The sequence below is a fragment of the Sphingomonas sp. TF3 genome, assembly GCF_003985085.1.
Lineage (GTDB): Bacteria > Pseudomonadota > Alphaproteobacteria > Sphingomonadales > Sphingomonadaceae > Sphingomonas.
The window spans coordinates 1-12118 of record NZ_RWKS01000046.1 but is presented as its reverse complement, the minus strand read 5'-3'; the positions used below and the strand labels follow the sequence as shown (position 1 = coordinate 12118).

The following is a 12118-nucleotide window of genomic DNA, read 5'->3' as shown; positions in this document are numbered from 1 at the left end:
GATCAAAGGACCTTTCATGATCATCTCCAAAAAGTGTGACCGAGCGCCACAGTTCTTACAATAAAACATTGAAGATGAACGGCCCAAAAATGCTACTGGCAGCAAATGTTCATCAGTCCGTAATGATATTACGTCTTCTGTTACACCAGCCGTCATACGTCCGAATATTTTTTGTGCTGATCATCCGCCCGATCGACGACGCATCCAGTCACGTGGAATCGCTGCCTCAAGCGCATCGTCGACCGTGACGATACCCAGCATTTTATTGTCGGTGTCGACAACCGGGAGGCTAAGCAGGTTGAAGTCGGCCATGCGTGTCGTCACGGTGACAATGTCGTCTCCAGGGGAGGCCACCACCAGGTGACGATCGGCCGCGTCGCGGAGCAAAGTGTCTGGCGCGGATTGCAACGCCCGAACGAGCGTAAGCGTGCCTGCCAGGGTTCCGTCAGCTCGAATGGTATGGATCACGGTCAGCGCCTCAGGTTGATGCGTTGTCGCCGATCGAACCGCTTGAAGCGCGTCGCCGACCGTCTTCTCTTCCGGGAGCGCCAAATATTCCGGACCCATGAGACCGCCAGCGGTTGCCTGGTGATACCCGAGCAGGGTCAGAACCTTCGTTTTCTGGACCTCCGGCAACAGGTCGATCACACCTTGCCGGCGCTCCTGGGCAAGGTCCATCATCGCATCCGCGGCATCGTCGGCGCGCATTCTGGCAAGGAGCGCCGCCACCTCCTCGTCGGTGCGCGCGTGCAGAAGCCTAGCCTGTTTGTTGTCGTCCAGTTCCTCGAAAACATCGGCCTCCAGTTCCGGGTCTTCGTGCACATGCGCCAGCAGGACGTTCTCCTCCCGCGACGAGGCACTCTCGATGATATCGGCAATCTGGGCAGGCTTGAGCTTGGTCACGCGGCTCGCAGCCGAACGCGATCCCGAACCGCGCTGATCGCCCATCAGCAACAAGAACGAATGCCAGTCCCGTGCGGGATGCTCTTCATGTCGGCCGAGGTGAAACCAGCGACCTTTGTGAACGTCGAGGCCTGTCACGATCCAACTGTTCGCCGCCAATGCGAGCCGAACGTCATAAGCTTTGACCAGGGCGCTATGAGCGACGTCGATGAGGCGATGGCCGAGAATGTTCTCTTTCAGCAGCAGCTCGCCGTCGCGTCGCTCGAAGGGCCGTAAATCCACCTTGGCCGTGCGGAGACGGACCGCCTCGGGGTCGATGCTGGTCACGTCGCGCATGGGAACGAAATAACCCGCATTGCCCAGTGCGATGACCAAGCCTGTCAGCAGGGGATAATCATTGTCGCGAAGCCGTGTGACGACATCCGATAGCTTGCCGAGCGCCCGTCCCTCGCCGTCGATCACGGCGTGCTTGAGCAGGGACGACAAGGAAAGCACTGCGTCTGCTGTTGACGGTTCCGGACTGTCACTCACCTATGAAGTTCCTCTTTGCGGCTCCACCATCGAAACGGGGTGCCCATGCCAATGTTACGCGGACGACGATCAGTGTCCAACAGCGAGTTGATAGATGCGGAAAATGACCATGATCATCGCGATCAGGAGATAGCTTCGCAGCACGGTAAGCCCGATCCGGCTGCCGAGCGGCAGTTTCGGGGCCGCCAGCAAGGCAAGAGGCGGCATACGCCATGACAGCCGTTGCGACCGGTCGATGGGCTTCGCCTTATCGGCATGCGGATAAAAATGCTGGTAACCGAGGATGGCCCCACCCGCCAAAACCGACAGCACAGCGCCGCCACCCAGGATGTAGAGGATCACCGCCGCATCAAGATTGGGATAGAGTACGCCAGCCGTCAGGACGAGCGAGAGGATCACCAGGACCGCGATGATCGCGGCCGTGAAGATGTTCATGCCGCGGCTGTTCACCCATGGCCCCAGCACCTCCTCATCATTGCACAACAGGAGAAGAAACACGGTCGCGGACGGAAGCAGGACCCCCGCCAGCACCTGGACGCCGGTGGTAAGCAGCCCAAGCGGGCTGCCAGGAATGAGGACGATGATCGCCGAACCGACCAGGACGCCGACGAACGCTGCGTAGAACCCCTTCGCGTCCGAAATCTTGCGGTGAAGCGAATGCTTCAAACCGAGCACGTCGCCCAAAGCATAGGAGGTGGACAACCCCACAGCCGCCGCGCCGATGATCGAGGCATCGATCAGCGCGACCGCGAACAAAATGCCGGCGGTTTTGCCGACATATTTTTCCAGCCCTCGTGCGACGCCGCCGGCATCCGTGAAGTTGCCGAACTCGGTATGGCCGGCGAACGTTGCCGCCGCAAAGGAGATGATTGCGATCGCTCCGATCAGGACGATGAGGATGCCAATCCACAGATCGACGCGCTCATAATTCATGAAGCGCGGCGTGATACGCTTGTCGATCAGATAGGATTGCTGAAAAAAAAGCTGCCACGGCGCGACCGTGGTTCCCACCATGCCGATGATCAGCAGCACGACCTTCGACAGGTCCGATCCGGCGGGTATGCCGGGGATCAGGAGACCTCGGCCAACCTGGCCAAGCGTCGGATGGACCATGATAAGGATCGGGATCAGCAGCAGCGAGCCGATGACAAGGGTCATGCAGACCCGCTCGAAGCGCCGGAAGGAGCCGGTACTGGCAGCAGCAACCACGATCGCGGCAGCGACCAGCACCCCGGCGATCTTTGGAAGCCCAAGATAGTCGAGTCCCAGGCTGATGCCGATGAACTCGGTGACGATCGTCAGCGCATTGAGGATGAACAGATCGATGACGCTGAACGCGCCCCAGAATTTGCCGAACCGTTCAAGGATCAGGCGGGCGTGACCGACGCCGGCGACGACTCCAAGGCGGAGGACCATCTCCTGGTTGATGTAGAGGACCGGCACCAGCAGCAGCAGCACCCAAAGAAGGCTGGTGCCGTAATTCTGTCCTGCCTGCGCATAGGTGCCAAAAGCACCGGCATCGTTGTCGCCGGTCATCACGATGAGGCCCGGGCCAACGACCGCGAGCAACGTCATTAGTCGCGCTTTCAGCCCTGTGCGGGGAGCTTCGTCCCCTAGGCGGATCGTGCCGAATGCCCCTTCGATGTCCCCAACGTGCGCCGTATCGAGCGCTGCGCCAGACTGGCCTTCTTTCACGGTTGCGGGCATAGGCGAGTGTCCAGAAGGAAGAAGGCCGAGGCAGGTTGGGGTAATCTGGCAGGCCGATGTCGGGCGCTGTTGCACATTTGCGTCTCCTGTCGATGGGCGAGCACCATGACGGGCAGAGCCTGCTTGCCAGATAGCGCGAGCGAGAGGTTGGACGCCAGCCCTGGTTCTGCGATGATCGGGGTAACTTGGCCGTGGTTCGCGTCGTATTCCTGAAGGGTCGGCGCGCCAGCAGTGTCGAGGAGTGTTGGCGGAACAAGCAAAACCCGATGAGTAAATATCGACGAAGTAGCTTCCTCACGCCTCGTTCGGCATCGCTCTCTAAAAAAAGGCGGCGTCAGATTGAGAGTAACCGTAGGCTGGCCTTTGTGTTAGCTTTGTGCGGCTTAGTGCTTATCATCCTGACTTTGGTTTCTCGTCGCTAGAAGCCAAGTGCATCCGATCACGCTGCTGATCGCAATAGGGAAGGAGGCAAGGCGCGAACGCCATCTATGGGAATACGCCGTAAAGCGTACTGGTGGCAGCTGTTGCTACCTGCGGGGGTGTGGATATGGGGTGGCAAGCTAACCCTCTCCGCCACGCGCATCATCATGCGAACGGGCCTTATGCCGCGGCGCGCTATTTTCAGGCTGTTCCAGCTTTCCGGACGTCTCTCCCGTGTCGGATTCAACGTGTGGCGCGAGCGTCGGGGTAAATGGCGGTAGCTGCTACTTGGTTGGCGATGGTTCACCTCAGGCATCGTTACGATAGCGCCGCCGTGGGAGGTCGGCTATCGTGACGCTGCACCTCCATGATGCACATGACACCTCAAGGGCAGATATGTTGCAGAACCATGACTTTCCGCAGGCGGAGCCGATGCGACGTTCTAACCTTTTACGCAAAATGTGGCTTCCTATGGTCGTCATCGCGATCAGCCTGGGAATTTTAGCTGCCGGTCTATTCGGCGTCAGCGGGCACATCCTGTGGGTGGCGAGTACGGGCCTTTCCGGATTCGTCATGAGCTATACGCTTTTTGCTCTTATTCGCATCCGTCGTCGCGCAGACGCGATGAATGCCAAACTGAACATCGCACTTGCGAAAGTGCAGAATGAATATCGGCCTCACCTGATGAAGTCGGCCACAAAGGATCGCATAATCTCACGTAAGAATATTGACCGCACGGGCCGCAACTAGGCCGACGGTCAGAAGCGATATGCTGGCTTCCGCCGCCATCAAGAGCTTGCTCTGCGCGCTTAACGGCATCGTGTCTGTCGGCGAAAAGGCCGTGGCGTTCGTGAAGGAGACATAGAAATAATCGATGAAACCTGGCGACCATGCGGGGTCTTGATCCCCACTACCCATCATTTGGGGAAACAGAAAATCCGGCCTGGTATCGTCGTGCAACCCTAGTCTTGCGGGACCGCCTCGATCTATGTTCCAAAACCAGAGCGCAAATATGACAATATTTGTGAACCAAATGTTGAGTGCATCAATCAGAAGAGATTGACCGCCTTTGGCTCCACTTAGAAGCTCCTTTGTAACGGACACAAGCGCATAGGAATTGAGCAGCATTATTACTGCTGTTAATGCCAGAGCAAAGTGGCGTATCATCTTCCTATTTTGGCAAATAATATGCCAGTGCCCGTCTCCGGATGCGTGCCGTACTTTCCCTTGAGTCCAAACGGTAGCGACCGAGAGTGGTGCGAGCATCACTAACTCAAATGTGGGCGCAAGCCATTTCGGTCCAAAAATCAGATTGTTGTTAACGAATAAGAACTGGAGCCCTGCAATAAGAGCAATAGCGCCTCGAGCAAGCCAGAAGTCAAAGGCATGCGTCTCTAAAGATATTTTATGTGGTTGCATACTATGTTTTGCCTATTAAATTGAGACCTTGGTGATTATCAATTAAGCTTTACTGCGCACCGGATTCCGTCATGCGCCTTGTTTGCGCGCTTGCGGCACGCCGCCAACGCCTCGCGGTTGGCGGCGATGATCCGATCACCCGCCACGATCGCCGCGAAGGCATCTGGCGAGGCTACTCGCATCATGCGTTGCCCGCCTTCCCACATCGGCATGCGCAAGCTCCGCGCCGCCATCTTTTCCGGCCATTGCCAACTTTCCGGCACAGCGCGCGCGATCGGGCCTGCCAGGATCGCCCACAGCACCAAGCCGGCCACTACCCCGCCCAAGCCGAACCATAGCTGCCGGTTCTTCTGGTCTGCCCGCGTCCACGCCGACCCGGCGATGGCGCGAAGCTCAGCCATGACGCCGGCCTTGTCCTCGCCCGCCTTGGCGAGCGCCGCCTGATCCTCGCGCCGGGCGGCGTTGCCCGCTGCGGCGATCCGTTGCGCCATCTGCTCGGGCGTCATCGCCAGCGCCGGGGCCGCTTTCAGGAACTGGCCGATGCGCGCGATGTTTTCCCCTGCCGTGTTCACGCCCTGTTGGAGCACACCGAGCGTCTCGGTGTAGTTGGGCATGTCTTGTCCGCTGCGCTCGGCCGCCAAGCCCTCTACAGCGCGGCGCAACAGCGCCAGCTCGCCGCGCATGGCCTCGAACGCCTCGGCCGCGTCTGCTCCCTGGCTGTCGTCCTCGTCCGCCACCTGCCCCCCTTACCGACTCATGCCACGGTCGCGGTCACGCCCGATGCTGACCGACTGCCCCAGCTCCTGCCCGATCGACCGGCCACGCTCCATGCTCAATGCAAGCTCGGGTGCGCGGCGTTGCAACACGGATTCGAGTTGCGGGTCGCGATGCAACCCGCCCGCGATGCTCTCCATGCGCTTGCCGATCTTCTCCGCGCCTGCATGGTCGCCGGCACGCTCCATGTTGGCCCGCGCCTCCTTCATGCCCTGCCACTGCTCCACGAACCGTCCAGCGCGCTTCTCCGGGTCGATGCGGACCTGGCGCTCTGTTTCCATCGCTTTCGCCGCGCCGCCCGTATTCCCCTCGGCAGCGTCGCGCGCGAGCCGGGGGTCGCGCTCGATCGCACTGGCAAGGTCGCGCGCGCCATGCGGCCGCACCTGGTCGAGCGCGTCGCCCGCCTTCGCCAGCGCCTGTTCCTGGTGCGCCAGCACCGGCAACCCCTTCTCCAGCATCCGGCCTATATCGGCTGCGGCGCGCCCATAGCGTTCGATCGCGCGGGCCTGCGAGGGTGCCTGCGCACGATCGGCCGCGACACGCTCCGGCGACGTCGCCTTCTCGGTCGCCGGCTTCGGCCGGAATCCGTCGAACATGCCCCTGGCCTTGTTGCGCACCTTCTCGACCACTTGGCGCGCGCGTTCCGGGAACCGGATCTCGCGCCGATCGGCGAACGCGCGCGCCTGATCCTGCTCGGGTCGGGCGTAGTCGCTCGCCATATCCTTTGACCGCTCGCGCGACAGGGTGCGAACAAGCTGGCGCTGATCGGCGAAGTCGTCACGCCCATAGTGGAGCTGCGCGCTATCGCGGTGCCGGGTCATGCCGACATAGGTGCTGTGGCGGTCCATGCCCGGCGTTGCGAGGACATGGGCGCGATCGACCGTCACCCCCTGCGACTTGTGGAACGTCGCCGCGTAGCCGTGATCGATCGCGGCATAGTCCTTCGTGTCGAACGCGACGCTGCGCCCGCTGTCGAGCCGGACGCTCATGCGGTCGGGGGTGACGCCCTCGATGGTGCCAAGGGTGCCGTTCTTCACGCCTAGCGACCGCTCGTTCCGCAGGAACATCAAGCGGTCGCCCGCCGCGAACGCCCGCTCGCCACGGTCCGCCTTCACCGCCACGTCATCGCCAAGCCCGCCCGTCGCGCGCACCCGCTCACGGGCTTTCCCATTCAGCTCGCGGACCTCGGCGTTGGTGTGGGTGAAGATGATCTGCGACTTGCCCGGTTCGGCCTGACGCTTGCCATCCCAATCATCGACCAGACCCGCCCGCGCCTCCTCGCGGGTATCGGCCGCATGGACCATGCCGCGCCCGTCATAGGCATGGATCGCCTCGCCGGTGCGCCCCGTCGCCAGCGCGCGCGTGGCCTCCTTCTGCCAGTCCTCGCGCTGCCGCCTGATCTCGGTGATCTCGGCTGCGCCGTGACGCTCGGTGACGCTGCGGAACGCCGCGCCCGCCTCGATCGCCTGCAACTGCTCGGGGTCGCCGACCATGACGACCTTTGCCCCGGCGTCGCGCGCCTGGCTCAACACGCGCTCCATCTGACGCGAGCCGATCATGCCGGCCTCGTCCACCACCAGCACGTCCTTGGGGCCTAGCTGCTCGCGGCCCTGCCCCCATGCGTGTTCAAAACTGGCGATGGTGCGAGACTGGATGCCGGACCCGCCTTCAAGGTTTTCGGCCGCGATGCCCGACAACGCCGCACCGCGTACCGTGTAACCAGCGCGCTCCCATCCGTCGCGCGCCACCCCCAACATGGCCGATTTGCCGGTGCCGGCATATCCGATCACGTTGGCGATGCCGCCCGGACCCACTATATGCTCCAACGCGGCTCGCTGCTCTTCCCCCAGCACGAGTCCTTCACTCCCGGCGCGCGTGATTGCCCCCTCCATTGCGTGCGCCGGGAGACCATGCCCGGCCCGGCTCGCCAGCTCGTCGCCGGCGCGCTCAAGCCGGGCCTCCACCGCGATCATATCGCGCGATGTGAACCGCTCCTGGTCGCGTCCGTCCTTGCCCAGCGCGACCAGCTCGGGGCTGGCGCGCACCGCCCCCATCACCTGGTCGAACTGGTCCTTGCCGTCGCTGTGCCGGAACGCGAACGTCGCAAGGTCGCGGGTGGTGAACGTGGCCTGCTGCCGCGTAATCGCGTCCAGCGCGATCGACGGACTGGCGATGATCTTGTCGCCGTTCTCGCGGGCGATGCGCGCGTGATCCTCGATCCGCTCGGCCTCAAGCCCCTGCTCCGGCCTACGCGACGCTGCGGGTCCGATCTTGTGCTGCGGCTCCAGCTCGATGCCCTGCGCCTCATAGGAACGATGGTCGATCCGACCCTCGAGCCCCAGCTCCGCGAGCGCCAAGTTGACGTGCGCGCTCCACGCCTCGCGCCAGTCCTTCAACAGCTCGGTCGAGTTCCAGTCGCGGTTCTTCGCGCCAAACCCCTCCGGCCCCACGTCGCGCATCGCCAGCATGACATGCGCGTGCGGCTTGGGGCTGCCGTCCTTCGCCTTGTCCCAATGCACGTTGAGGTCCGCGACCATCCCGCGATCGACAAACTGCTTCTTCACGAAATCGCGCGCGAGCTGGACGCCCTGCTTCTCGTTCATCTCGCGCGGGATCGAGAACTCCACCTCACGGGCAAGCTGCGCGTCCTTGCGTTTCTCGCCTGCCTCCACCTCGTTCCACAAGGTCGTGCGGTCGTTTAAACGCTCCGGTGCGCCCTCCGGCAACATCACCTCGGAATGGATGACGCCCGCCTTGTTGCTGAAATCGTGATCGCGGTTCAACCGATCGTCGTGCAGCTCGGACGCGGAACGATAGGCGGCGCTCGCAACGGCACTCGATCCGTTCGCGCGGCTCACAACCTTGGCGGAGAAATGGTAGATCGCCATGACGCTCCGCATACTGCCCTACTTAGCGCACGTCGGCAACGACGTATAAGCGCGCACTCACAACTCGCTTCGCTCCTTATTCCTGACTTGCTGGCGCTTCTTGTTCGTTCTGGCTTTACCCCTTTGCCGGGTGCGCTAAGGTGCTGCTGGTCGATACGCGGAAGGGTGAAAGCGATGCGGAAGGTTCGCGATTACGATGCCGAGCTAAAGGCGCTGGGTGACAAGGCCCGCTCGCTCAAGGCAAAGCGGGTCGAACAGTTGGGCCAGCTCGTTGCTGCCACGGGTGCCGATGCGCTTGATGCTGAAACCCTCGCCGGTGTGTTGCTCGATGCGATCGGATCAAAGGATGCGAGTGCGAAGGAGGCATGGCGTGCAAAGGGCGCTGCCTTCTTTCAGCGGCGCGGGCGCAAAGGTAGCGGCGCTGCTGCAATCGACGGATCGGGCGCTCCGGCTGAACCGGGCGGCGATGCTGCGGGCGGAAGCGGCGGAACGACGTAACGATACGCGGGGCTGGGTCATGCAACGCCGCGAACGAACGCGCCATCTGATTGAGCTGGGTGGCCTCGTCCAGAAAGCCGGCCTGGTCGAGCTGACCGACGACGATCGCGCCACCCTCTACGGCGCGCTGCTCGATCTCGCCGGACGGGCGCGCGGCGATGATGCCGGCGACGTGCTGGCGCTGTGGAAGCGACGCGGCAAACGCGCGTTCGATGCGGAAGCCGAACCATTGATCGATAGCTGAGGTGTCCTGTGCTCTATCTGCTTCTCAAGGCCGGCATCTCGGCGATCATCATCGTAGCTGTTTCAGAAATTGCCAAGCGCAGCCCTGGCGTCGGTGCGCTGGTCGCGTCGCTCCCTCTCGTTTCCGTTCTGGGCATGATCTGGCTGTGGCGCGACACACACGATCCCGTCCGCATGGCGGCTCATGCCGGTGCGACCTTCTGGTTCGTGCTCCCCTCGCTGCCGATGTTTCTACTGATCCCGGCCATGCTCAATCGCGGCGCGCCGTTCTGGCTGGCGCTTACGGCTGGGTGCGTGCTCACGATCGCGCTCTACCTCGCCATGACATGGGCAGGGCCCCGGTTCGGATTGCGGCTTTAAGGGATAAGAGGATGACGGATTTCGATATCGACGCGGTGCGGGCGGAAGTCCGGGCGATGGATTTCGTGCGCGGCACGCCTGCGGAAGTCGCCATGTGGCGTGAAGATATGGCGGAGTCGCGCGCCAACCTCGTGATTGAGGACATGATCCCGACGCCGAACGATGATGCGCTGTTCGATATGCTGCTGGGCGAAGGAGTGTCCCCTCCCCTCGTCTCGCAAATCCTGCTCCGGCTGCTCGATCATCCCGACGCCGATCGGTCTCTATCGATCACGCCTATTCAACGGACGACATGATGCCCAAAACCGACGATCGGGATGAACGCATCGCGGCCTTCGACACCGGCCCCTTGCTGCGGACGGTGGATGCCCTGGACGTAATGCGCGATCACCTCAAAGGCGATAATTACAATGCACCGGAGATGCGGCACGACCTGTTGCGCCTGCACGGATTAGCCATGCGCTTCGTCAATGAGGGGCATACCGATCCGGTCATGGCCGAAGAAATGTTCGACCTGGCGGCAGACCTTGAATGTCGCATCCAAGACCTGTCCGACGCGCTGGCGAGGATGCTTGCTCCGATCCGCACGCTGCAAGCATTGGAGCCGAGCGATCAGGTGAGACCGGGTTTTTGATGTGCTCGGCTTTGCAGAACGCTATCATACTCTGATGTTGGGATATTCCGAGCGTCACGACGCCCCGGTCATTACGCTCCCGCTGAGGAAGTAGCATGGGCCTTGCGCGCGCCACCCGTAATCTCGCCCGCACCGCCCGTGCCAACCCCATGTGGGCCTTACTCGGCATCCTGCTCGCCCCTTTCCGGTTCGCCCGGCACATCATCGGCGTGGTCCTGTTCACGATGGTGCTGTTCGTCGCGCTATTCCTGCTGCTGATGCTGGCGATCTGGTACTTCGGCCTCGATAAGAACGGCGCTGTCGCTCAGCTTGGCGTGTTCGGGATCAGCGGTGCCGTAGTGCTGGTCATGGTCTGGATGTTCGTCCTGCCCCTGCTTCGCCGGTTCGACTATGGTGATAGCGCCGACACACATGGTTCGGCCCGCTTTGCCACAGCCGGGGAAGCCCAGGCGCTCAATGACGATCACGGCCTGCTGATCGGCCGCGACGTGAAAACCGGCAAGCCGATGCGCTATGCCGGTCCTGCCCATCTGTTGACGATCGCGCCCACCCGCACCGGCAAGGGCGTCGGCACGATCATCCCCAACCTGCTCGAATATCCGTTCGCGGTCGTCTGCATCGACCCCAAGGGGGAGAACGCCCGCATCGCCGCGCGCCAGCGCGGCAAGTTCGGCGCGGTCCATGTCCTCGATCCGTTCGGCGTCACGGGCTTGGCCTCGGCCGCATTCAATCCGCTCGACCGTATCGACCCGCACGGCCTCGATCTCGCCGACGACTGCATGACGCTCGCCGACGCGCTGGTCCACGATGCGCCCGGCGAAGCCGGCGACGCGCATTGGAACGAGGAAGCCAAGGCGCTGATCGCCGGCATCCTGCTCCATATCGTCACCACCGAACCGCCAGCCACCCGCACCCTGGACACGCTGCGCGACCGGCTGACACTCGCTCCGGCCGCATTGGCGGCGCAGCTCGCCGCGATGCAGGCGCAAGGTGGCCTGGTCGCGCGCGCCGCCAATCGTCAGCTCGGCAAATCCGATCGCGAAGCGGCCGGCGTGCTGTCGGCCGCGCAGCGCCATACCCACTTCCTCGATTCTCCGCGCATGGTGACGGTGCTGGGGCAATCGGATTTCACGTTCGCTGGGTTGAAGGACGCGCCGGCGACGGTGTTCCTCGTGCTGCCGCCCGATCGGCTAGCCAGCTATGCCCGCTGGCTACGGTTGATGGTGGCGCAAGCCCTGACCGAGCTGGCGCGCGCGCCGAGTCGCCCGCCCTGGCCGGTGCTGTTCCTGCTCGACGAGTTCGCGGCGCTCGGCCGCCTTGAACCGGTCGAACGTGCGATGGGGCTGATGGCGGGTTACGGCGTCCAGCTCTGGCCGATCCTGCAGGACGTTCACCAGCTCCGCGCGCTCTACGGGCAGCGCGCCGGCACCTTCCTGTCGAACGCCGGCGTCCTCCAGGTGTTCGGGGTCAACGATCAGGACAGCGCCAAGCTCGTCTCCGATCTGGCCGGGCAGGAAACCGTCGTGTTCGAGACCATGAGCCGCGCGATCGACGCGGAAGAAAGCGGGATCTCCTACGGGCAGCAGCACGTCGGCCGCGCGCTGCTCACCCCAGATGAAGTCCGCACACTCCGCCCCGACCGTCAGCTCCTGTTCCTCGCCGGGCAGCGCCCGATCATCGCCGGCAAGCTGCGTTACTACGACGATCGCGAGTTCGCCGGGCGGTTCGATTCGGCGTGAAC

General features: G+C 62.8%; 12 protein-coding genes. 7 read left to right on the top strand and 5 right to left on the bottom strand.

What is annotated here, in order from left to right; translation table 11 throughout:
* Positions 1–180: 180 nt before the first annotated feature.
* Entirely contained in the window at positions 181–1434 is a 1254-nt protein-coding gene (locus EJC47_RS20205; protein ID WP_126849512.1) for a magnesium transporter MgtE N-terminal domain-containing protein, read from the bottom strand.
* A gap of 69 nt (positions 1435–1503) precedes the next feature.
* Positions 1504–3009: an Nramp family divalent metal transporter gene (locus EJC47_RS20200; protein ID WP_260591689.1), complete on the bottom strand. Its 1506-nt coding sequence runs from the start codon at positions 3007–3009 to the stop codon at positions 1504–1506.
* A 903-nt stretch (positions 3010–3912) separates the two neighbouring features.
* Here EJC47_RS20200 and EJC47_RS20195 point away from each other — a divergent pair.
* Positions 3913–4311 carry a hypothetical protein gene (locus EJC47_RS20195; RefSeq protein ID WP_126849511.1) on the top strand — a complete coding sequence of 133 codons (399 nt, stop codon included), beginning with the start codon at positions 3913–3915 and terminating at the stop codon, positions 4309–4311.
* Here the strand turns inward: EJC47_RS20195 and EJC47_RS20190 are convergent.
* The 3 genes from EJC47_RS20190 to traA are packed head-to-tail and all read right to left on the bottom strand — an operon-like array spanning position 4276 to position 8642.
* Entirely contained in the window at positions 4276–4980 is a 705-nt protein-coding gene (locus EJC47_RS20190) for a hypothetical protein (RefSeq protein WP_126849510.1), read from the bottom strand. The genes EJC47_RS20195 and EJC47_RS20190 overlap by 36 nt on opposite strands.
* A gap of 38 nt (positions 4981–5018) precedes the next feature.
* The gene (locus EJC47_RS20185; protein WP_126849509.1) at positions 5019–5717 is read right to left on the bottom strand and encodes a DUF6118 family protein; all 699 of its coding nucleotides are present in this window, start codon (positions 5715–5717) and stop codon (positions 5019–5021) included.
* Positions 5718–5726: 9 nt separating this feature from the next.
* Positions 5727–8642, bottom strand: coding sequence for a Ti-type conjugative transfer relaxase TraA (traA, locus tag EJC47_RS20180; protein WP_126849508.1), 2916 nt, complete (start codon positions 8640–8642; stop codon positions 5727–5729).
* A 174-nt stretch (positions 8643–8816) separates the two neighbouring features.
* Here traA and EJC47_RS20175 point away from each other — a divergent pair, with 174 nt between their 5' ends.
* The 6 genes from EJC47_RS20175 to EJC47_RS20150 all read left to right on the top strand — a co-directional run bounded on the left by EJC47_RS20175 (position 8817) and on the right by EJC47_RS20150 (position 12116).
* On the top strand, positions 8817–9140 hold the full coding sequence (locus tag EJC47_RS20175; RefSeq protein ID WP_126849507.1) for a conjugal transfer protein TraD: 324 nt from the start codon (positions 8817–8819) through the stop codon (positions 9138–9140).
* A 19-nt stretch (positions 9141–9159) separates the two neighbouring features.
* Positions 9160–9384 (top strand): conjugal transfer protein TraD, encoded by a 225-nt coding sequence (locus tag EJC47_RS20170; RefSeq protein ID WP_126849506.1) that lies wholly within the window; start codon positions 9160–9162, stop codon positions 9382–9384.
* A gap of 8 nt (positions 9385–9392) precedes the next feature.
* Positions 9393–9743, top strand: coding sequence for a DUF3147 family protein (locus EJC47_RS20165; protein WP_126849505.1), 351 nt, complete (start codon positions 9393–9395; stop codon positions 9741–9743).
* A gap of 11 nt (positions 9744–9754) precedes the next feature.
* Entirely contained in the window at positions 9755–10039 is a 285-nt protein-coding gene (locus tag EJC47_RS20160) for a hypothetical protein (protein ID WP_126849504.1), read from the top strand.
* Positions 10039–10377: a transposase gene (locus tag EJC47_RS20155; protein ID WP_185867741.1), complete on the top strand. Its 339-nt coding sequence runs from the start codon at positions 10039–10041 to the stop codon at positions 10375–10377. The genes EJC47_RS20160 and EJC47_RS20155 overlap by 1 nt, the downstream gene beginning before the upstream one ends.
* 95 nt (positions 10378–10472) lie before the next feature.
* Positions 10473–12116 (top strand): type IV secretory system conjugative DNA transfer family protein, encoded by a 1644-nt coding sequence (locus EJC47_RS20150; RefSeq protein ID WP_126849502.1) that lies wholly within the window; start codon positions 10473–10475, stop codon positions 12114–12116.
* Positions 12117–12118: the final 2 nt, after the last annotated feature.